Source organism: Clostridium sp., from assembly GCF_026168755.1.
Taxonomy (GTDB): Bacteria; Bacillota; Clostridia; order Clostridiales; family Clostridiaceae; genus Clostridium.
Genome location: NZ_JAPFDR010000018.1, coordinates 22,183 through 45,331, shown reverse-complemented (window position 1 = coordinate 45,331; position 23,149 = coordinate 22,183). Strand labels below are relative to the sequence as shown.

Sequence of the window (23,149 nt, the reverse complement as noted above, 5' to 3'; positions counted from 1 at the left end):
AGATAAAATGAGAGTTGTAGAAAAGGTAAATTACGTAAGAGCTACAGTAAAGGAATGGAAAGCCAAGGGATTAAAAGTTGGATTTGTCCCTACTATGGGGTATTTACATGAAGGGCATGAAAGTTTAATTAGAAAGGCATCAGAAGAAAACGATAGAGTTGTTGTAAGCATATTTGTTAATCCAATTCAATTTGGGCCTAAAGAGGATTTATCTACTTATCCTAGAGATTTAGATAGAGATAGTAAAGTATGTGGGAGAGCAGGAGCAGATATTATATTCCATCCTGAAAATGAAGAAATGTATTTTGAAGACTTTTCTACTTTTGTTGATATGAGAGGATTAACTTCAGGCTTATGTGGTAAAAGTAGACCTACTCATTTTAGAGGTGTTTGTACTGTTGTAACAAAATTATTTAATATAGTAGCACCAGATAGAGCTTATTTTGGGGAAAAGGATGCTCAGCAATTAGCAGTTATAAAAAGAATGGTAAGAGATTTAAATATAGATATAGAAATTATAGGATGCCCTATAGTTAGAGAAAAAGATGGACTTGCTAAGAGCTCAAGAAATACTTATTTATCAATAGAAGAAAGAAATGCTGCAACTATATTAAATAAGTCATTAACGTTGGCTAAAGAAAAAATTCAATCTGGTGAAAGAAATTCAGAAATTATTATTAAGTTAATTGAAGAAATACTTAATTCGGAAAAGTTGGCTAGAGTTGATTATATAGATGTTGTAGACAGTCTATCTATGGAGAGGGTGGAAAGAATAGAAAAATCAGTATTAGTAGCAATAGCTGTATTTATAGGTAAAACAAGATTAATAGATAATTTCACATATGAGTTATAATAAGGAGCGAAGCAATAATGAAGATAAATATGTTAAAAGGTAAGATACACAGAGCAACAGTAGTACAAGCTGAACTGAATTATGTTGGAAGTATAACCGTAGATGAGGATTTATTAGATGCTGCAGGAATATATGAATATGAAAAAGTTCATATAGTTGATATTGATAATGGTGCAAGGTTTGAAACTTATACTATTGCTGGGGAAAGAGGAACAGGTATGATTTGCTTAAATGGTGCAGCGGCAAGATGCGTGCAAGTTGGAGATAAAATTATATTAATGGCTTACTGTGATTTAGATATAGAAGAGGTAAAAGATCATAAACCGAAAGTTGTTTTTGTTAATGAAGAAAATAAAATTAGTAGAATAACTAATTATGAAAAGCATGGTCAACTTTCTGAATAATAAAATATTAAAGTGACTTTAGAGAAGTATGATGAATTTGAAATAATATTTTTTATTTTAAATTCATCATCTTTATTAATAATATTATATAATTACAAAAAATTTATATATTTTGAGGTGTTTTTAGATGGCTACAAAGTGATAGAAAGCATATAGAAAATTAATTTAAAAAAATTTATAAAAGGTGTTGACATAATATTTTTACACTGATATAATAACAATTGTTCCGAGGAGAGATGGTCGAGTTGGTTTAAGGCACCGGTCTTGAAAACCGGCGTGCGTGTGAGCGTACCCAGGGTTCGAATCCCTGTCTCTCCGCCAAGAGCTTCTAGCAAACGCTAGAAGCTTTTTTTGTATATATATTTAAAAATGCGGTAAGATAAAAATATAAAATAATTTTTATAAGTTGGGGTATATATGAATAAATTAGGTGAAATATTAAAATACAATAAAATGTTTGTAGAAAATAAAGGATATGAACAATACAAATCTACAAAATATCCAGATAAAAAATTAGTAATATTATCTTGTATGGATACGAGGTTAACAGAATTATTACCGAAAGCTCTTAATTTAAAGAATGGTGATGCTAAAATAGTAAAAAATGCAGGAGCTACAATAATGCATCCATTTGGAAGTATTATAAGAAGTATTATAGTTGCCATTTATGAATTTGATACAGATGAAGTGTTAGTAATTGGACATAAAAATTGTGGAATGAGCAATATTGATGGAGAGGAAACTATTAATAAGATAATTAGTAGAGGGATTCCAAAAGAAACAATAGAAACGTTAAGTAATTCAGGAATAGATATAAAGAAATGGTTACATGGATTTGACTCTGTAGAAGATTCAGTAAAAGAAAGTGTAGATTTAATTAAAAAACATCCACTAATACCCAAGGAAATAAAAGTGCATGGGTTAATAATGGATCCGGAAACAGGAAAATTAGAAGTAGTAATTAAAGATAAATAAAAAATAAAAAAATTTTAAAAAATATGTTGACATAATTAATAGTCGTTGATATAATTAATCTTGTCTTGGAGAGATGGTCGAGTTGGTTTAAGGCACCGGTCTTGAAAACCGGCGTGCGTGTGAGCGTACCCAGGGTTCGAATCCCTGTCTCTCCGCCATAAGTGGAGAATTACTCAAGTGGCTAAAGAGGCTCCCCTGCTAAGGGAGTAGGCTGGATAAAACTGGTGCGAGGGTTCGAATCCCTTGTTCTCCGCCAAAAGCATCTAACTAATGTTAGATGCTTTTTTGGTATATAAAAGAAAGTAAGATTAATAAATAGTATATTAATTTATAAATAAATAGATTAATTCCAAATTTTCCATAACTAATAATTGTAAACGTAATTTTTAAATGGTATACTTTAATAGTTAAAGTAGTATAACTTTTTAGTGGGAGGGTAATAAATGGAAAAGAAGTACGTTGTAGGTGTTGATTTAGGTGGAACTAAAATTTACACAGCTTTAGTAGATTTAGAAGGAAATATTATAAAAGAAAAAACAGTTGAAACATTAGCTCATGAAGGTGAACAAGCCGTTATGGGAAGAATAGTGGATACTATAAATTATGTTATAGATGGAACTGATAAAAATTTAATAAAATCAATTGGAATCGGTTCACCAGGACCATTAGATGTAAAGAATGGTATTATAATTGAAAATTCAAATTTACCATTTAAAAATTTTGCAATAGTTAAAACTATAAAAGAAACATATGATTTACCAACTTATTTAGACAATGATGCTAATGTAGCAACATTAGGAGAGTTTATGTTTGGTGCAGGAAAAGGTACTGAAAACATGGTATTTATTACAGCAAGTACAGGAATCGGTGGAGGAGCTGTATTAAATGGTAAATTATTTAGAGGATCAACAGGAAACGCATTAGAAGTTGGACATACGACTGTTGCTACAGAAGGTCCAAGATGTGGATGCGGAAACTTAGGATGTGCAGAAGCTTTAGGATCTGGTACAGCAATTGGTAAGAGAGCTAAAGAAGCTGTATTAAGTAATGTTGTAACTTCATTAAAGAACTATGAGAATGTTACAGCTAAAGAAGTATTTAAAGAAGCTGCAAATGGAGATAGAGTTGCTAAGAATATATTAAACACTTCATTAACTTATCTTGGAATTGCTGTAGCTAATACAATAACAAACTTTGATCCAGAAAAAGTTGTTGTTGGTGGTGGAGTAGTTAATGGTGGAGATATAGTTCTTGAGACTATAAGAAATGTTGTTGAAGAAAGATGTATGGCTGCATTTGTTGAAAATTGTACAATTGAAAAGGCTGTATTAGGTGGAAAAGCAGGAGTATTAGGTGCTGCAGCTTTAGCTATCACTGAGAGATAATATAAAATATATAAAAAACTACAATATATAAAGAGGGAACCTTTATATATTGTAGTTTTTTTATTAAAAAAATCTTATAGGAATAAATAATTAGCAATTAGTAAAACTTTTAAAATAATAGTATCATTAATTATGGGGAGGGATTAATGTGATTTATGGAGATAAAATATATTTGAGAGAAATATTGAAAGAAGATATTGATGATGCTTATAATTTATGCTCAGATAGTGAAGTATTAAAATATAATGGTTATCAATATGGCGTATCATCGAAAAAATATATGGTGGAACATTTAAAATATCTCAATATACCTTCAAAAAGAAGTTATGTAATAATTAATAAACCAGGAAATATAGTTGGAGTAATAGCTTATTCAGAAGATAAATACTCAAGAAATGTTTATAATATTAGTTTAACTATAGGTAAAAAGTATTGGAGAAGGGGCTATGGAACAGATTCAATAAAAGCTATTTTAAAGTACTTATTTTTTAAAAGAAAAGCTCATAAGGTTGAGCTTGAAGTAGTTAGAGAGAATGAAGCTGCAGTGCTATGCTATAAAAAATGTGGATTTATTGAAGAAGGGATACGAAGAAAGAAATATTATTATAAAGGGGATTATTTAGATACCATTGTAATGGGGTTATTAAAAGAGGAATTTAAAGTTTAAGGAGTTGGATATGGGAATTAGATTTATTTTTGGAAGAGCTGGTTCAGGAAAAAGCTATTATTGCTTAAATCAAATAAAGAAGAAGCTAACTAATGATAAAAATAATAAGTTAATAATGTTAGTGCCAGATCAATATACATTTCAAACTGAAAAAAAATTATTAGAGTATGTAGGAGAAAAATCATTGCTTAGAGCTGAAGTTCTAAGCTTTAAGAGAATGGCTACAAGAGTTTTTGATAAATGTGGTGGAAGAGCAATTAATGTAATAGAAGATTCAGGAAAGAATATGCTTATTTATAAACTATTAAAGGATAAAGGTGAAGAACTTCAATATTTTAATAGAATAAGTAAGCAACAAGGATTTGTTGGAATAGTATCAAAATCAATTACTGAATTTAAAAAATATAATATTTCCGAGGAAATATTAAAGGAAAAAGAGTTAGAAATAGAAAATAAGGATTTAAAAGAAAAGATAAGTGATTTAGCTTCTATTTATGAAACCTTTAATGAAAGTTTGCATAAAGGATATATAGACTCTGAAGATATATTATCTATTTTAGCTAAAAAGTTAAAGGAATGTGATTTATATAATGATGCTGAAATTTGGGTAGATGAATTTACAACATTTACTCCACAGCAGTTAGAAGTATTAAAGGTATTAGCTAAACAATGTAAGAATGTGAACATTACTTTATGTAGTGATGGAGAAATTCAGTTTGCTGAAGTTGAAACTGATATATTTGATGTAATAAAAAATACTGAAAATAGAATTTTGAAAATGATGCAAGAAAATAACATCTCATATAAAGAGCCTGTAAATTTAAATAAGAAAAATATTTATAGATTTAAAGAGAGTAAGGAGTTAGGGCATATAGAAAAATATTTCTTTAATTATCCTTTTAAAATACATAAGGGTGAGTGCAAAGATATTAGATTATATAAAGCCAATAATAATTACTCTGAAATAGAATGGGTGGCACAAGATATATTAAAACTTGTTAGAGATAAGGGATATAGATATAAGGATATTGCTGTTGTTTGTAGAGAAATTGATAGTTACGATAAAATAACTTCAGTTATATTTAATGAGTACAATATTCCATATTTCCTAGATAAGAAAAGAGAGATTTTAAGTAATCCATTAGTAGTATTAATAATATCAGCGTTAGAAATATTAGTTACTAACTGGTCTTATGAAAGTGTATTTAAATATGTAAAAAGTGGACTTATAACATTAGAAACAAATTTTATTGATAAATTAGAAAATTATATTTTAGCTAATGGAATAAAGGGATATAAATGGACTAGAGATTTATTAATATCTCAAGATGAGGAACTAACACAAGAAGAAATTGAAATATTTGAGTATATGGAAGAAATCAGAAGACCAATAATTAATTTATATAATAAGATAAAAGGTGACGTTACGGTAAGAAAGTATTGCACTGCTTTATATGAGTTTTTATTAGAAATAAGTGCTTTTGAAACTATGGATAAATGGCTTGATGATTTTAATAATAAAGGAATGCAAGATAAAATTAAGGAATATACTCAAGTTCCAGCTATGGTAATGGATATGTTAGATCAAGCTGTAGAAGTATTAGGAGATGAAGTAGTTGATTTAAAGACTTTTTCTAAGATATTAATATCTGGATTTGAAGAAAAAGAAATTGGTGTAATTCCTATGGCATTAGATCAAGTAAATATAGGTGATATAGCTAGAATAAAAGGTAGAGATGTAAAAGCACTTTATATAGTAGGAGCAAATGATGGTGTATTACCTTCTGCTAATAAAGACGAAGGGATATTATCTGATGAAGATAGAATTGAACTTAAAAGCATGGGCATTGAACTTGCTAGTGATACAAGAAGTAGAGTATTTGAAGAACAGTTTATGGTTTATACAGCATTAACAATACCTTCTAATTATTTAATGATTACTTATCCAATGGCAGATTTTGAGGGGAAATCATTAAGACCTTCAATAATAATACCTAGATTAAAAAAGATTTTGCCTGGATTAAAGGAAGAAAGTGAGATATTTAATAGTAATTTATTTGATGATAAATATCATAATATAACTGCACCAGTACCAACATTTAATGAACTTATAGAAGCATTAAGAAGAGAATATGAAAAAGAAGAAATTGAACCATATTGGGTAGAAACATTTAAATGGTTTGAAGAAAATGAAGAATTCAAAGATAGAACTAAGATTATTTTTAATGGATTAAATTATACTAACTTAGTTGAAAAGATACCAAGAGAAAAAATAAAAAGGCTTTATAGTAATGATAATGGAAGATTAATGTTTAGCGTTTCTAGAATAGAAAAATATGCTCAATGTCCTTTTGGTTATTATGTTCAATATGGATTAAAAGCTAAAGATAGAAAAGTTTATGAGTTTACTGCACCAGATTTAGGTTCATTTATGCATGATATATTAGATCAATTCACCAATAAAATAAGAAAAGAAAATATATTGTGGGGAGATTTAACAAAGGATAAATGTGCTGAAATAGTTAATGAGCTTGTTAATAGTAAGCTTAGAAATGAAACTAATTCTATATTAAATAGTAATAAAAAGTATCAATATTTCTCAGAAAGATTTAAAAAGACTATTACTAAATCTGTAACAGTAATATCAGAACAAATGAGAAAAGGTGAGTTTGACATATTCAAAAGTGAATTTGACTTTGGAGATTTTAAAGATTCAGATCCAATAAAATTAGAATTACCTTCAAAGGAGACAGTATATTTAAAGGGTAGAGTTGATAGAATTGATAAGGTTGATTTAAATGGAGAAACATATATAAGAATTGTTGACTATAAATCAGGTTCTAAGAGCTTTGATTTAAATGAGTTATATTATGGTCTGCAAATACAATTATTAGTTTATTTAGATGCTATATTGAAAAACTCAAAGCAAATTTTAAAAGCACAATGTATGCCTGGTGGTATATTATATTTTAAAATTGATAATCCAATAATTAAGTCAAAGAAAGCTTTAACAGAGGAAGAAATTCAAGTTGAGGTATTAAAGAAGTTAAAGATGGATGGATTATTATTGAAAAATGTAGAGCTTGTTAAATCAATGGATAGAGATATGGAAACATACTCACTTATAATTCCAGCTGCATTTAAAAAGGATGGAGATTTTACAAGTACTAGTTCTGTAGTAACAGAGTCTCAATTTGAATTATTAAGAAAATATGTTAATGATAAAATGATTGAAATATGCGAAGAAATGCTTAGTGGTGAGGTCAAAATAGAGCCTTGTAAGTCATCAAAAGTAACATATTGTGATTACTGTGATTATTCATCAATATGTCAATTTGATACTTCAATAAAAGATAATAAATACAAAATAATATCAAAAAAGAAAAAAGATGATTTGTGGGATGCAATGAGTAATAAAGTAAAAGCGGAGGAGGATGAATAGATATGGGAGATACTAAATGGACTGATGAACAGCTTCAAGCTATAGAAACAAGAAGATGTAATTTGCTTGTAGCAGCAGCTGCAGGTTCAGGAAAAACAGCTGTTTTAGTTGAAAGAATTATAAGAATTATAACTGATGAAGAAAATCCAGTAGATATTGATAAGCTTTTAGTTGTTACATTTACTAGTGCAGCAGCATCAGAAATGAGAGAAAGAATAGCAGCAGCTATATCAAAGGCTTTAGAGAAAAATCCTAACTCTAAAAATCTTCAAAGACAACTTACTTTATTAAGTAGAGCTAATATTACTACTATGCATTCATTTTGTTTAGATGTAATTAAAAATTATTTTTATACTATTGATTTAGATCCTAGTTTTAGAATAGGTGATGAAACAGAAGCAACTTTAATGAAAAATGAAATAATTGAAGAGCTTTTTGAAGAGTACTATGAAGAAGATAATGAAGAGTTTAAAGATTTATTAGAAGCATATAGTGGTTCTAAAGATGATGAAAAATTAAAAGAAATGATACTTTCTTTATATAGATTTTCTATGAGTGGGCCTTGGCCAGAAAAATGGCTAATAGAGAAGGCTGAAGCTTTTAATATTAGTACTTTAGAAGACCTTGATAAAAGTGAGTGGGTAAAGGTGCTAAAGGAGAGTTTAAGAGTTGAATTAAATGGATTCTTAAATATGTATAGAAAAGCTATTGAAATAATTAATGATACTGATGGATTAGAGCCATATTTAGATGCTTTTAATAGTGATTATGATCATTTATTAAGGGCTTATGAAAGCTTAGATAATGGTTTAAATGATATTTATATTGCTTTAAATTCTATTTCGTTTATTAAGTTAAAGACAGTTAAGAAGAATCAAGTTTCTGATGAAAATGCTCAAAATTCAGTTAAGAGTATAAGAGATTCAGTTAAGAAAAAAATAAAATCATTAATTGAGAGTACATTTGAATTTACTCCACAAGAGGCTTTAGATGGAATAATAGGTGTATATCCTTTTATGAAAACTTTAGCAACTATAACTCTTGAGTTTTCAAAGAGATTTGATGAGAAGAAAAGAGAAAAAAATATACTAGACTTTAATGACTTAGAGCATCTTTGTTTAAAAATATTAATTGATAAGGATGAAAATAATAATATTGTTCCATCTAAGGTTGCAGAACATTTTATGGAATTCTTTGATGAAGTATTAGTAGATGAATATCAAGATTCTAATAATGTTCAAGAAACCATAATAGATTTAGTTTCGAGAAGAAGGTATGAAGAATCTAATGTATTTATGGTTGGAGATGTTAAGCAAAGTATATATAGATTTAGACAGGCAAAGCCGGAGTTGTTTTTAGATAAATATAATAGATATTCTTTAGAGGATGGAAGTAAAGATAGAAAAATTCAATTATATAAAAACTTTAGAAGTAGGAAAGAAGTTATTGAGGGTGTAAATTATATATTTAAGATGGTTATGTCTAATACAGTAGGGGAACTTGAATATACTAATGAAGAGGCATTGAACTTAGGTGCAAGCTTTACGGAAGCTACTGATGAAGAATCAATAGTGGGAGGAGAAATTGAACTTCACATATTAGATAAATCGGGAATTATTAAGGAAGAAGAATTTGAAGTTTTAGATGAAGATAGTGAAGGTGGAAATAAAGAAGAGGAAGAAGATTTAGATGCTATTACTCTTGAAGCTAAAATTGTTGCAAAGAGAATAAAAGAGTTATTTGAAATTAAGGACGGTAAAAAGTTTAAGGTATTTGATAAGGATACTAATGGATATAGAGATGTTAGATATAAAGATATAGTTATTCTTTTAAGAGCAACAAAAAATTGGGCAGAGATATTTTTAGATGAATTAGGATCTGAAGGTATTCCAGTTTATGCTGATACTGGTAGTGGATATTTTGAATCTATTGAAATTAGAACTATAATGTCTTTACTTAAGATAATAGATAATCCACTTCAAGATGTGCCTATGATAGCAACTTTAAAATCACCTATATGCGGATTTACGGCTGAAGAATTAAGTGACTTAAGATTATTAAATAAAGATTTATATTTTTATGAAATAATAAAAGAAGTTTATGAAGGCAATTATGAAGTAAATGAGGAGTTAAAGTTTAAGTGTGATAATTTTATTGAAAACTTAGATAATTGGAGAGAAAGAGCAATATATACTCCAATAGATGAATTCATATGGTATCTTTATATGGACACTGCCTTTTATGGATATGTTGGAGCAATGCCTAATGGAAAGCTGAGACAGGCAAACTTAAAAATTCTTTTCCAAAGAGCAAAGCAATATGAAAGCACTAGCTTTAAAGGATTATTTAATTTTATAAACTTTATTAATAAATTAAGAAAATCTTCTGGAGATATGGGAAGTGCGAAAGTACTTGGAGAAAATGAAGATGTAGTAAGAATTATGAGTATTCATAAGAGTAAAGGACTTGAGTTCCCAGTAGTATTTACTAGTGGAATGGGTAAGCAGTTTAATTTAATGGATTTATCAAATTCTATTTTATATCATGAAGAATTAGGTTTTGGACCTAGTTACGTTAACTTAGAAACTAGAAATTCATATTCAACTTTAGCAAAAGAGGCAATAAAGAAAAGAATAAGATTAGAAACTTTATCTGAAGAAATGAGAATACTTTATGTTGCATTTACTAGAGCAAAGGAAAAGTTAATTATTACTGGAGCAACTAGCAATTTAGAAAAAGCAATTAATAGTTGGGTATCATCAGCTTCATTAGATGAAAATATAATTTTACCTTCTGAAGTTTTAAAAGGAAGATCCTATTTAGATTGGATTGCTATGGCTATGTGTAAACATACCTGTGGAGAAAAGTTAAGAGGGGTTACCGGTGCTACTAGAGATTTAATTACAAGTGACTTTTCCACATGGAATATCAAATTCTGGACAAAAGACTTATTAACAGTGGATAAAAATTTAGAGCCTGTGGATAAAATTGAAGATGAGAGCATGTTTATAACTTCTAAAAATGTTGTTGTGGATAAAGAAATAAGCAGAAGGCTGGATTATAAATATAAATTTATAGAAGGTGCAATGCTACCAAGTAATATTTCTGTTTCTGATTTAAAGAAAAAAGAATTTACTTATGGTGATGAGGTACATGACACTGTAGAAGTATTTAAGGAAAAGGAAGTTTTAAAGCCTAAATTTTTAAAAGAAGAAAAGGGATTATCTGCAGCTGAAAGAGGAACTGTAATTCACTATGTTATGCAAAGATTGAATTATGATAGGGTAAGAACAATTGATGAAATTAAAACACAAATAGAAGAAATGGTACTAGATAATTCACTAACAGAAAAGGAAGCTTCCTCTGTATGGTATAAGAAAATATATAATTTCTTTAACAGTAAATTAGGCGAGAGATTATTGAAAGCTTATAAAGAAGGTAGATTAGTAAGTAGGGAATTACCGTTCTTTACTGAATTAAGTAGTGTAGAATATGATCCAGAATTAAATAAAGATGTCTATATGGATGAAAAGATTAGACTTCAAGGGATAATAGATTGTTTCTTTGAGGAAGAGGATGGAATAGTTCTTTTAGACTATAAGACTGATTATGTAGAAGAAGGAAAAGTTGATGAAATAATTGAAAGGTATAGAACTCAGCTTAAGTATTATAAGGATGCTTTAGAGAAGATAACAGAAAAAAGAGTAAAGGAAAGTTATTTATATTTGTTTAGTATAGATGAAGAAATAAAAGTAGAAATCTAATTTTTAAAGTATGATATAGAGTGTATGCACCTAAAGTCTAAGCAATTATATTACTAGGCTTTAGGTGTTAAAAATCATAATTAGACATATTAATGGGGATTTATAAATAAATTATAGCTAATTTATTTTAATTCTATTTCTTTCTCTTTGTATATTTCATTACTACAACACCATTTTCAACGGAATAGAATTGCAGTTCTAAATCTATTTTAGGATTGTTTTCTAAAAATAACTTTCTACCCTTGCCTAAAATAGTAGGTATTATTCCTATCACATATTCATCAATTACATTGGCCTTCACAAAGTGGTCAATTACTTTACCACCACCAAATAAAAATATGTTTTTACATTCTTTTTTCAAATTATTTATAATCTTTACTATATCACCATTTATGAAATGATAGTTTTCATAGTTTTCTATTTCTTTAGTGGTTGCGATATATACATTTTTTTCAGAAAAGTCTTTATGAAAACCTTGTTCGTAACATTTTTTTCCCATGACTACAACATCAATATCTTCTAAAAATTTATCATAATCCCACTTTTCCTTAGTATTAAGTATGTTGTTACCATCACCAATTATCCAATCAAATCCTCCATTTTCATCTGCTATGTATCCATCTAAGCTTATTGCTAAGTTTAATATTATTTTTCCATTCATTTCTTTTATCCTCCAATTTATCTCTGATATTATTATCTTATAAATTCTTTCTCTTGATACAAAATATATTGTAAGTTATAATAACTGACATCTTATGTCATGTTAAGAAAGGAATATTATGAAAGCAGATAGATTAATTTCAATACTAATGCTATTACAAATACATAAGCAATTAACAGCAAGTAATTTAGCAAAAAGATTAGAAGTATCAGTTAGAACTATTTATAGAGATATTGAGTCATTAAGTAGTTTAGGTATTCCTATATTTACGGATAGGGGTTCTAATGGTGGTATAAAACTATTAGGGGATTATAAGACTACACTAAGTGGTCTAAGTAATAATGAGCTTTACTCATTATTTGCTCCTATAAGTGATAAGATATTAGAGGATTTAGGAATTGAAAAGGTACATGAGAATACCTTGCTAAAATTACTAGGTGGTTCTTCTCAAAATCAAATAGATGAAATTAAAAATTTTCAAAACTATATTTATATAGATATGCAAACTTGGAGTGAAAATCCTATTAAAATTGATAAACATATACTTTCTATTTTACAGAATTGTATTTGGAGCCATACTATTTTAAAAATTATATATAGAAAACCAAATGAGACAAAAGAAGTTATTTTAAAGCCATTAGGATTAGTTTGTAAAAGGGGTATTTGGTATTTGATAGGAGAAAATAATGATATTATTAAAACTTATAAAGTTATTAATATTGAATATGCTACTTCAACAAATAAATCCTTTAATAGATCTAATGATTTTAATTTAGAAGAGTATTGGAAATTAAGCACAGATAATTTTAAGTCTAATATTCCAAAGTATACATTTACTTTTAAAGTTAATCATTCTATTATAAATCATATTAAGGAAAGGCAATTTATTAATATAATCAATACAGTAGTTGAAAGTGATAAAATATATTTGGATATAAGCTTTGAGGCTATGTTTCAAGGAGTAGAATTTGCCTTTGGATATGGAAGTGATATAGAAATAATACATCCTGTAGAAGCTATTGAAGAACTCAAGAAAAAATCCATTGAAATAATTAATTTGTATAGAAATTATTAATTTACTATACAAATTAATTAGTAAGTAAGTATATGATATTATAAAATGATTAACTTAAAGAAAATTCTTAGCTATTTCTAAAAGGCTTTCCTTATTATTTAAATGTTTATCATCTAAAACACTTTCTAATAAAAAATTTAATATTTCACCAATAATTTTTCCGGGTTTAATATTTAAATGTATCATTAAATCAGAACCAGTAACAGCTAAATCTTTTATGTAAAGTGGTTCCTTATTTTCAAGTATTAATTTTACTCTATCAGAAATATAATCAACTTTCTTTAAGAAAGGAACTGGATCCCATAGTGAATTTATATCTGCTTTTTGAAGTTCAAAAAGTGTAAATATGTTTTCACTTCCAACACGTATTAATAACCTTTTAATTTCACCATCAGTAGGCATATAATTTACATCTAAAACTAAGTGATCATAAATAATTTTAGAAACCTTATCTATAGTATTATTGTCAAATTTAAGTCTTGATAATATGGGTTTACATATTATTGCACCCTCCTGAGCATGACCTGGGAAATAACAATGACCATTAGGTAATTGTTTTAATGTATTAAGTTTACCAACATCATGGAAAAGAGCTGATAATCGTAAAATTAAGTCATTACTTGAGGTATTGTTTATTACATTTAATGTATGATTAAAAACATCTCTATTATGGTTATTACAAAGAGGTGTGTAACCAACTAAGCTATAAATTTCAGGAAGAATTATTTCTAATATTCCTGTATCTTTAAGTAAGTTTAGACCATCACAAGGATTATTAGAAATTAATATTTTACATAATTCGTCTCTAATACGTTCAATACTAATGTTTTTTATTAACTTATAGTTTTCCTTTATGGCTAAATATGTTAATTCATCAATTTGAAAGCCTAATTGGCAGCTAAATCTAATTGCACGTAACATTCTTAAAGCATCTTCTTGAAATCTCTTATTTGGATTTCCAACAGCTCTAATTATTTTATTTTTTATATCATATATTCCATTAAAATAATCTATAAGACCTTCCTTGTTATTATAAGCTAAAGCATTAACTGTAAAATCACGTCTTGATAAATCTTCTTTTATATTTGAAACAAATTCAACAGATTCAGGATGACGATTATCTAAATAATTTCCTTCTGTTCTGTAAGTAGTAACTTCTAAATTTTCATTATCTAATACAACAGTAACTGTTCCATGCTTTATTCCAGTTGGAATTGTTTTTTCAAATAGTGATTCTGTTATATTAGGTAGGGCAGAAGTAGTTATATCGTAATCCTTAGGTGTTAAACCAAGTAAGGAGTCTCTAACACATCCACCAACCATAAAAGCCTCATGATTGTTGTTATAAAAAGTATCTATAATAAATTGAACATTGTTAGGTATATTAATAAGCATAAAAAATCATCCTTTAAAATAAGTATTATTAATATATTTTAACATAAAGATTATTCAAAAAGTTAATAGCAAAAAATTAAAGCTGTATATCAAATTTTATATTTAAATAAACTTGATATACAACTTTTAAATTTAATTAATTATAACTTTTGTACCAGCTTCTATATTATCATAAATCCATTTGGCATCTTCTGTTTTTAATCTAATGCAACCGTGAGAAGCTGGAGTTCCTAAAGTATTGTCTACTACTTCACTTTGATCTTCGTTATAAGGAACAGAATGGAACAAATAATCACCATAAAATTGCACCCAGTACTTTCCACCTTGTTGATACTTATCTGAAAAGAACCAATCTCCACGTTCACGAATATCAAAAACTCCAGTTGGTGTCTTTTCATCGTTTATTCCTGTAGAACAAGTAAATGATTTAACAGTATCCCATTTATTCATAGTTCCTTTATAAACATATGTCATTTGTTCAGATAAATTTACATATATTAAATATGGAGTTAAGCTTTCTAGGTTTAGAGTGTTTATGTTGTTACTAGTAATTGATTGAAGTAATTGACTAGATGTTGAGGTTGAATTTTGACTATCATTAGCACCTATAGAAGCTAAATAATTTTCCTTAGCTTCAGCTATAGAATTAATTTTATTATTAATTTCCTCATCTTCTTCTGAAATTATAGAAGCATCAACATTAGATAATAAATTTATAGCTTTAGTATAATAATCATTTTTAGCTAACTCATCTGCTTCTTTAAATAAATTATTTTTGTAATCAGTCATACATTTTTCTATATATTTGGTTGCATCACTATAGTATTTCGAAGAATCAGGGATTTTTTTTAGTAAGCTTATAGCAATATCAAAATTACCACTATTACAATTATCTAAACCTAAGTCTAAAATTGCTTTATAATCAGAATCATTTTCTGGAATATAATTGTCATCTAATGAAATTATTGCTTTATTCAATGATGAATCTAATATATTATAACTCTTAATTTCATTTAAAACTTCCAGGGCATTTGACTTGTTATCTTCATTATCTAAAACAGAATCACAAAAGTTTTTGACTAAAGATGAAAAATAAGTATTTAGATCTTTATTTAAAGTTTTCTTTTTTAATTTTAAGTAAATATTGTCATCTGTAATAATTTCTTTTGCAGCAGTAAAATTATAACTGTTAAATTTTGAGAAAAAGTCATCTGTAATTAAAGAATATTTATAATTTATATAGTAATTAACAGCAAATACTAATAATAATCCCGCAAAAATAATTGTAATAAATCTAAATATATTTCTTTTAGGTTTTCTAAATAAATTTTTCAATTAAATACCTCCTTATGTTTTATTATTAATAATTGACTATTTTATTTATTTTTAAACCTATAGTAAGCAAATTTACAAAAAGTACATAAGATAATTTAGAAAAATATGTTATAATCAAAGTGTGAAAAGCGAACTTAAAACTAAATTTATTAATAATTTATTAGATTTATTGGAGGGGTAATGAAGGATAAAGTAAGAATGAGAAATAAATTTATTTTTAGTATTAGTCCGAATAAATATGTTTATTTATATAAAGAAAAAATAAGCAAGGCATTTTTATATGTATTAGTGCTTTCTTTGATTATTGGAGTTATTCAAGGAGCAATGACTACTGTAATAATTTCAGGATTAGAGAAAACTACAAAAATGATTTTAAGTCAAGATGAAGTTCAATTTGAGATGAAAGATGGAATATTAGATTTTAAGACATCTCCTATAAAAGAAGAAGAAGGGCAAGCGTTAATATATATAGATACAGACCAGGGAGTAGAGGATTTAGAATCTCTAAGAAGTATTACTGTTCATAAGGATATGGTAACTGTAATACTTAAGGATGGATTTATGGTTAAGGTAGGATCAGAAAATATTACATATAAATATTCTGATTTAGGTTTAGATAAAGTAGATTTGGATAATAATTTTGTAATTTCAGCATTAGAAAAGGTTGGTATAATTAAGTATATAGTTATTCCAATTATGATAGTTATTAATTTTATACAATTAATAATATATGCATTATTAATATCCTTAGTAGGATTATTAAGTAATCTAATTTCAAATAGAAAAATTGGGTATGTAAAAGTATTTAATCTTTCGCTATATTCTGTTACATTACCAGCAATAATTAATTTAATATATCCAATTGGTGGATATTCTATTTTAGCTGGTGGCATTATATTAATGTTTGGATTAAATTATATATCTTTTTATGATGAAAATTCTAATATAGAAAGCAATTAGTTAAATGTAAAAAATTTTAATTGTTGATAAATTATAATTTTTGTGTTAACATAGATTTGTTAACACTATGGAGCGTTAGTTAAACGGATATAACACGCCGCTACGGACGGCGCATTAAGGGTTCGATTCCTTTACGCTCTGCCAAAAAAGAACTGTTGAATTTCAACAGTTCTTTTTTGTTATTATAAAATTCTATATTACTAGGAAAACTATTTTTATAGTTAAAATAAAGAGGTATAGATATATGATTGATATATTAATAAATCAAGTAGATGAGCACAATGAAAGTAATATCCTAGCAACTCAAGAGTTTAATCCAAGTATAGTCTATTTCATAAAGGATAAAGACTCTGAAGAAAAAATGAAAACACTTAGATTATATTATGAAAAAAATTTTAGAAAAATTAAAATTGAAGAAGTTCTTGTTGAAGAAGGAAATAAAGAAGAATTAGAAAAAATAATAAAAAGTATAAAAGATAAGAATATTCTACTTAATTTAACAGGAGGAAAAAGAGTAAATTCCTTAATTTTATTAGATTTGTGTATAAAAGAAAAACTTACAGCAGTATATATAGATATTAAGAAGCAAATTATGTATGAATTTAAAGATAATATAGTAATATATGAAAAAACTTTTGAAGATTTGGAGATTGATGACATTGTTAAAGCTTCAGGAGGAAAAATTGTTGAAGATTCTTCAGAACTATGTAATAAAAAAGATTTAATTTATTTTGCTGAACAAATATCTAATAACTTAGGATTATGGCATAAGTATAAGCAACAATTATATGAATCAAGTATATTTGAACATGATAGCAATGGACCTCAAAGAATATATATTCATACTCAAACATTAGAAAATGAAGAGATTAATTTATTAGATAAAATACTATCTAAACTTAAAGAAATGAATGAAATTAATTATAGGAAAGAAAATGATAAAATAACTGTTAATTTTAATAATTATTATCTAAAAGCATTTATATTCAAAAGTGGAACATGGTTAGAAATAGAAACAAATAAATTGATTAATAGTATTGAAGAGGTAGATGAAGCAAAAAATGGGGTAATGTTTTTATGGGATGATGAAAATCAATTAGTTAGAAATGAGCTTGATGTTGTAGCAGTAAAAGATTCAATTCCAATTTTTATTTCATGTAAAGATAGTGATAAATATAATGAAATGGCATTAAATGAATTAAATGTATATGCTACTAAATTTGGAGGAGAAAATGCTTATAAAATATTAGTGGCTACAAAAGAGCCAATAAAATCTCCAGTAAAAATAAGGGCAAAAGAAATGGGAATTCATTTAATTATTTTTGATGGAAATGAAGAAAAATTTATCAAAGAAATTAAGAGTATAATAAATAACTAAAGTGCAAAGCACTTTAGTTAAATTTTTCTCCTATTTTTTCTCCCATATTAACTTTTGTTTCAAAGCCAAAAGATGATTGTATAAGTATATCATCATCTATATTTACAGTGTTTGGCTTGAAGAAAAGAATAGTAGTAGAACCACCAAATTTAAAGTATGATTTTTCATCACCTTTAGTAACTTTTTTATTTGGTTCATAGCTTTGAACTATAGACCCAACACAAGTTGCACCTACTTCTATAAGAATTACATCGTCAAAATTTTCAGAGTGAAAAACAGACCATTCACGTTTATTTTGACAATATAACTTAGGAATTCTCTCTAAAGCTGTAGGATTAACAGAGTAATAATTCCCCTTAACTATATTTGATTTTTCTGCAACACCATTATCAATAAAGTGTAGTCTATGATAGTCTGTAGGGCATAGTCTTAAAACTAAACAAGTACCACCATTATATTCATTTGCAATAGGATTATCTTCTATTAATTCAGATAAGCTATAAGTAATTCCCTTCACCTGAATTAAGGAATTTATATCAATATCAGTATAAGCTAATAAACGTCCATCACCAGGGGAGATTAAGATATTTTTATTTTTATTAATAGGCCTAGCTTCTGGAGTAAGTTTTCTAATAAAAAAGTCATTAAAACTTTTAAAGTCTGATGGATCATCAGTAAATATATCAGTATTAATGTTAAAATTTTTAATAAATGAGTTAATTTTTTTTGTACTAAATTTACTATCGCAATAATTACCATATAATTTAGAAAAAAGTTTTCTTTTTATAAATAATTCAACAAAACTTTTACCTATTGGTGATTCATAAGCCCACTTTATGTACTTTCCGCCAGCAACATCTTCAGTATCATATTTATTTGTTTGTCTATTATAAATTTGTATCATAATTTACCTCATATTAATTAAGAAAAATGTTATTATTTATTATAAAAGAAAATATAATAATATATTAACATATTTTCTTTTAATAGTTTATTAACATTAATATAATAGAAAAGTTATTTGAAACTATAAATGTAAAACTATAGAATAAATTTATATGAAATAGTTTATTAGGTTGTGGAGGATTGTATGAGCTTGGAAATAAAAATAATAAATGCAACTATAGATATCTTTAGAGAAAAAGGCGTTAAATTTACAATGGATGATATTGCTAACAAATTGGGGGTTAGTAAAAGAACTCTTTATGAAAATATAGATAGTAAGGAAACATTATTAAGCTTATTAGTTGATGAGGTGTTTGATTCAATTAAACATCAAGGACAGGTAATAATTGAAGATAATAGTATAGATGATTTAGACAAGTTAAAGAGATTATTAACAGTAATCCCAACTTCTTATAATACTATTGATTATACAAAAATACATGAAATAAAGAAATTTTATCCTAATATCTATGAAAAAATAATTAATAGATTAGATATATGCTGGGGTCCAACAGAAATACTGATAAATAAATGTATTAAAGAGGGATTAATTAAAAAAGTAAATTTAAATCTTATGAAAAGTGTTCTAATTGGTAGTATTAGAATTTTAATTGAAGATGATAATTTACATAAAGAAAAATTAGATTATAAAGATACCATGAGAAATATTATAGATATAATGTTTGATGGTTTAGTAATTAAATAAAGGAGCCTGTAATATTGGCTCCCTTTATTATTCACCGAATTTTTCTAAGAATTCGTCATATGTCATAGTTCTATCAAAGATAGATCCATCATCATTTATTCTTATAATTCTATTTGCAACTGTTTGAACGAATTGGTGGTCATGAGAAGCAAATAATACATTACTGTTATAGTCCTTTAATCCGTTATTTACAGCTGTAATTGATTCAAGGTCTAAGTGGTTAGTAGGACCATCTAAAATTAATACATTTGCACTAGAAAGCATCATTCTAGAAAGCATACATCTAACCTTTTCTCCTCCAGATAATACGTTAGCTTCTTTTAAAGCTTCTTCTCCAGAGAATAACATTCTTCCTAAAAATCCTCTAATATAACTTTCAGATTTTTCTTCAGAGAATTGTCTTAACCAGTCAACTAAGCTTAATGTACAATCGTTAAAGAATTCAGAGTTATCTTTAGGGAAGTATGCTTTAGTTATAGTGATACCCCATTTATATTCACCAGCATCTGGTTCCATTTCTCCGTTTATTATCTTAAATAAAGTTGTAATTGCAATTTCATTTCCTACAAAAGCAATTTTTTCATCTTTATTTACTCTGAAGCTTACGTTATCTAAAACTTTAACGCCATCAACAGTTTTAGATAATCCTTCAACTACTAATATATCATTACCAACCTCTCTTTCAGGCTTAAATCCAACGAATGGATATCTTCTGCTTGAAGGCTCTATATCGTCTAAAGTAATTTTTTCTAATAACTTTTTACGAGATGTTGCTTGCTTTGATTTAGAAGCATTAGCACTAAATCTAGCGATAAAGTCTTGTAATTCCTTAATTTTTTCTTCCTTTTTCTTATTTTGGTCTTTAGCCATTTGAGTAGCTAATTGGCTTGATTCATACCAGAAATCATAGTTACCAACATATAGTTTAATCTTACCGAAGTCAACGTCAGCCATGTGAGTACAAACTTCATTTAAGAAATGTCTATCATGTGATACAACTATAACTGTACCTTCAAAGTCACCTAAGAAAGATTGAAGCCATTTAATTGATTTAATATCTAAGTGGTTAGTAGGCTCGTCAAGGATTAATATTCCTGGGTTACCAAATAAAGCTTGAGCAAGTAATACTTTAACTTTTTCAGCACCAGTTAATTCTGACATTAATTTGTAATGTGCATCAGTTCCGATTCCTAAGCCTTGTAATAAAGATGATGCTTCAGATTCAGCTTCCCAACCGTTTAATTCAGCAAATTCACCTTCTAATTCAGCGGCTTTAATTCCATCTTCATCTGAAAAGTCAGGCTTAGCATATAAAGCATCTTTTTCTTTCATTATAGTATGTAATCTTTCATTACCCATTATAACTGTTTCTAAAACAGGGAATTCATCATATTTATAATGATCTTGACTTAAAACAGACATTCTTGTATTTGGAGCAATGATAACTTCACCAGTATTTGGTTCAACTTCTCCAGATAATATTTTTAAGAATGTAGATTTTCCAGCTCCGTTAGCACCAATAACACCATAGCAGTTACCAGGAGTAAACTTGATATTAACATCTTCAAATAATTTACGAGACCCGTATCTTAAACTTACATTTAAAACATTTATCACTCAACATACCTCATTTCATTTCTTATTCTCTCGATATTATAACACAAAGTTTTTATCTTTTCATGAAAATATACAATATTGAAAGTGTGAATTAATTTTTTATAAAAAAAGAGTTGTATACTAATTATTTAGCAAGACAACTCTTTTTTACTTATATTACGTAAGTATATACACAAATAAAATGACTCAAACTACCAAGTAATATAAAGATATGGAATATTTCATGAAATCCCCAATTTCCTATAGTTAATTTCTTAGATTTACTGGCATAAATAATTCCTCCAATTGTATAAAGAACGCCACCAAGAACTAACCAAAATAAACTTATTCCAGGTAAAATAGCGGCTAAAGGTTTAATCATAAACAAAGCAGCCCAGCCCATTCCAATATACATTGCACTATCAACCCAACAAGGACAATTAAACCAACAAAGTTTAAATATAATTCCTGCAATAGCAAGGGTAATCATTATTATAAACATTGTAATACCAAATTTGCCACCAATAGAAAGCAAACAGAATGGAGCATAAGATCCAGCAATTAAAACAAAAATCATTGAGTGATCAAGCTTTTTAAAAGTATTAATTACCTTCTCGCTAGACATTATTCCATGATAGGTTCCAGAAGTTGTATATAAAAGAATTAAACTAATTCCAAAAATAGTCACAGATAATATTGCAATACTAGAAGAGTTTGAGGATATAGACTTAATTAACATTGCTATTAAAGCAAGTAAAGATAAGCCGGCTCCAGCAAAATGGGTAATAGAGTTAATAGGTTCTCTTAATTTTTTATACATATAGAAAAACACCTCTCGATTCAATATATAGTTATTAAAACTACATGATATTATATTGATATTATTTATTATATGTGCAAAAGAGTCAAAGTTTATAATAGGTGATTTAATGAAATTATCATTAATTATATTAAATATTCTTGCAAATGTTAGTAAATGCTATTATTATTAAATACATAGATGATATAGTTTTAAAAACTACGTGGAGGATGCTATGAATATACTAGAAATACTAAATAGTTTGCAATTAGAAAGTAATATAAAGTTAGATGAAATACCAGAAATAGATTTATATATGGATCAAGTAATACAACTATTTGAATCGAAATTAAGTAATCAAAAAAGAAACGAAGATGAAAAAATATTAACAAAAACCATGATTAATAATTATGCTAAAGGGAAATTATTATTACCAATAAAAAATAAGAAATATTCAAAAGAGCATATAATATTAATGTCTTTAATTTACAATTTAAAAGGGGCATTATCTATAAATGATATAAAGCTTTCTTTAGATGAATTTATAAATAAGCCAGAGGAAGATAATTATCCACTAAGAGAATTATACTCTTGCTTTTTAGATGAATGCGTAAATGATGAGAATAACTTTAGAGAAGATGTTATTAATAAAATTGAGAATATAAATAATAAAATTGATGAAAATAAAGTATTAAATAGTGAATTTGAAAAAAGATTTTTATTGTTATGTTCTTTAGTAAATATGAGTAATATGTATAGAAGAATGAGTGAGAAGTTAATTGATGAGTTCTTCACTGAACAGGAGTAGT

18 protein-coding genes and 4 tRNA genes are annotated in these 23,149 nt (G+C 27.0%); 16 read left to right on the top strand and 6 right to left on the bottom strand.

Features of this window, described 5'->3' with window-relative positions; all coding sequences use genetic code 11:
* Positions 1–7 precede the first annotated feature (7 nt).
* The 10 genes from panC to addA all read left to right on the top strand — a co-directional run bounded on the left by panC (position 8) and on the right by addA (position 11,490).
* Entirely contained in the window at positions 8–853 is an 846-nt protein-coding gene (gene panC, locus Q0Y03_RS08520) for a pantoate--beta-alanine ligase (protein ID WP_297713408.1), read from the top strand.
* 17 nt (positions 854–870) lie between these two features.
* Positions 871–1,257 carry an aspartate 1-decarboxylase gene (gene panD, locus Q0Y03_RS08515; protein WP_297713407.1) on the top strand — a complete coding sequence of 129 codons (387 nt, stop codon included), beginning with the start codon at positions 871–873 and terminating at the stop codon, positions 1,255–1,257.
* A 230-nt stretch (positions 1,258–1,487) separates the two neighbouring features.
* Positions 1,488–1,578, top strand: a tRNA-Ser gene (locus Q0Y03_RS08510).
* A gap of 96 nt (positions 1,579–1,674) precedes the next feature.
* Positions 1,675–2,232, top strand: a complete 558-nt coding sequence (locus tag Q0Y03_RS08505) for a carbonic anhydrase (RefSeq protein ID WP_297713406.1) — start codon at positions 1,675–1,677, stop codon at positions 2,230–2,232.
* A gap of 67 nt (positions 2,233–2,299) precedes the next feature.
* Positions 2,300–2,390 (top strand) — tRNA-Ser (locus Q0Y03_RS08500).
* A 5-nt stretch (positions 2,391–2,395) separates the two neighbouring features.
* A tRNA-Ser gene (locus tag Q0Y03_RS08495) sits at positions 2,396–2,488 on the top strand.
* A 187-nt stretch (positions 2,489–2,675) separates the two neighbouring features.
* Entirely contained in the window at positions 2,676–3,617 is a 942-nt protein-coding gene (locus tag Q0Y03_RS08490) for an ROK family protein (protein ID WP_297713405.1), read from the top strand.
* Positions 3,618–3,765: 148 nt separating this feature from the next.
* The gene (locus Q0Y03_RS08485) at positions 3,766–4,284 is read left to right on the top strand and encodes a GNAT family protein (protein ID WP_297713404.1); all 519 of its coding nucleotides are present in this window, start codon (positions 3,766–3,768) and stop codon (positions 4,282–4,284) included.
* A 10-nt stretch (positions 4,285–4,294) separates the two neighbouring features.
* The gene (addB, locus tag Q0Y03_RS08480) at positions 4,295–7,726 is read left to right on the top strand and encodes a helicase-exonuclease AddAB subunit AddB (protein WP_297713403.1); all 3,432 of its coding nucleotides are present in this window, start codon (positions 4,295–4,297) and stop codon (positions 7,724–7,726) included.
* Between the two features lie 2 nt (positions 7,727–7,728).
* Entirely contained in the window at positions 7,729–11,490 is a 3,762-nt protein-coding gene (gene addA, locus Q0Y03_RS08475; protein ID WP_297713402.1) for a helicase-exonuclease AddAB subunit AddA, read from the top strand.
* Between the two features lie 133 nt (positions 11,491–11,623).
* Here addA and Q0Y03_RS08470 read toward each other — a convergent pair whose 3' ends face one another.
* Positions 11,624–12,151 carry a dihydrofolate reductase family protein gene (locus Q0Y03_RS08470; protein ID WP_297713401.1) on the bottom strand — a complete coding sequence of 176 codons (528 nt, stop codon included), beginning with the start codon at positions 12,149–12,151 and terminating at the stop codon, positions 11,624–11,626.
* Between the two features lie 118 nt (positions 12,152–12,269).
* Between Q0Y03_RS08470 and Q0Y03_RS08465 the strand changes: the two genes are divergently transcribed.
* Positions 12,270–13,226, top strand: a complete 957-nt coding sequence (locus Q0Y03_RS08465; protein WP_297713400.1) for a WYL domain-containing protein — start codon at positions 12,270–12,272, stop codon at positions 13,224–13,226.
* Between the two features lie 54 nt (positions 13,227–13,280).
* Here Q0Y03_RS08465 and Q0Y03_RS08460 read toward each other — a convergent pair whose 3' ends face one another.
* Positions 13,281–14,621 carry a CCA tRNA nucleotidyltransferase gene (locus Q0Y03_RS08460; protein WP_297713399.1) on the bottom strand — a complete coding sequence of 447 codons (1,341 nt, stop codon included), beginning with the start codon at positions 14,619–14,621 and terminating at the stop codon, positions 13,281–13,283.
* Positions 14,622–14,753: 132 nt separating this feature from the next.
* Positions 14,754–15,956, bottom strand: a complete 1,203-nt coding sequence (locus Q0Y03_RS08455) for a L,D-transpeptidase (protein WP_297713398.1) — start codon at positions 15,954–15,956, stop codon at positions 14,754–14,756.
* Between the two features lie 180 nt (positions 15,957–16,136).
* On the opposite strand from Q0Y03_RS08455, the gene Q0Y03_RS08450 reads away from it, so the two are divergent.
* The 3 genes from Q0Y03_RS08450 (at position 16,137) to Q0Y03_RS08440 (ending at position 18,294) form a co-directional block, all read left to right on the top strand.
* Positions 16,137–16,916, top strand: coding sequence for a DUF1189 family protein (locus tag Q0Y03_RS08450; RefSeq protein ID WP_297713397.1), 780 nt, complete (start codon positions 16,137–16,139; stop codon positions 16,914–16,916).
* Between the two features lie 69 nt (positions 16,917–16,985).
* A tRNA-Arg gene (locus tag Q0Y03_RS08445) sits at positions 16,986–17,060 on the top strand.
* A gap of 100 nt (positions 17,061–17,160) precedes the next feature.
* On the top strand, positions 17,161–18,294 hold the full coding sequence (locus tag Q0Y03_RS08440) for a DUF1887 family CARF protein (RefSeq protein WP_297713396.1): 1,134 nt from the start codon (positions 17,161–17,163) through the stop codon (positions 18,292–18,294).
* Positions 18,295–18,307: 13 nt separating this feature from the next.
* On the opposite strand, the gene Q0Y03_RS08435 is transcribed toward Q0Y03_RS08440, so the two are convergent.
* Positions 18,308–19,198 carry a phosphatidylserine decarboxylase gene (locus Q0Y03_RS08435; protein WP_297713395.1) on the bottom strand — a complete coding sequence of 297 codons (891 nt, stop codon included), beginning with the start codon at positions 19,196–19,198 and terminating at the stop codon, positions 18,308–18,310.
* Positions 19,199–19,384: 186 nt separating this feature from the next.
* On the opposite strand from Q0Y03_RS08435, the gene Q0Y03_RS08430 reads away from it, so the two are divergent.
* Positions 19,385–19,945 carry a TetR/AcrR family transcriptional regulator gene (locus Q0Y03_RS08430; protein WP_297713394.1) on the top strand — a complete coding sequence of 187 codons (561 nt, stop codon included), beginning with the start codon at positions 19,385–19,387 and terminating at the stop codon, positions 19,943–19,945.
* Positions 19,946–19,972: 27 nt separating this feature from the next.
* Here Q0Y03_RS08430 and Q0Y03_RS08425 read toward each other — a convergent pair whose 3' ends face one another.
* Positions 19,973–21,562, bottom strand: coding sequence for an ATP-binding cassette domain-containing protein (locus Q0Y03_RS08425; protein WP_294141065.1), 1,590 nt, complete (start codon positions 21,560–21,562; stop codon positions 19,973–19,975).
* 151 nt (positions 21,563–21,713) lie between these two features.
* The gene (locus Q0Y03_RS08420) at positions 21,714–22,361 is read right to left on the bottom strand and encodes a hemolysin III family protein (RefSeq protein ID WP_297713393.1); all 648 of its coding nucleotides are present in this window, start codon (positions 22,359–22,361) and stop codon (positions 21,714–21,716) included.
* A 214-nt stretch (positions 22,362–22,575) separates the two neighbouring features.
* Here Q0Y03_RS08420 and Q0Y03_RS08415 point away from each other — a divergent pair, with 214 nt between their 5' ends.
* Positions 22,576–23,148, top strand: coding sequence for a DUF1836 domain-containing protein (locus tag Q0Y03_RS08415; protein ID WP_297713392.1), 573 nt, complete (start codon positions 22,576–22,578; stop codon positions 23,146–23,148).
* The last annotated feature ends 1 nt before the right edge of the window (position 23,149 follow it).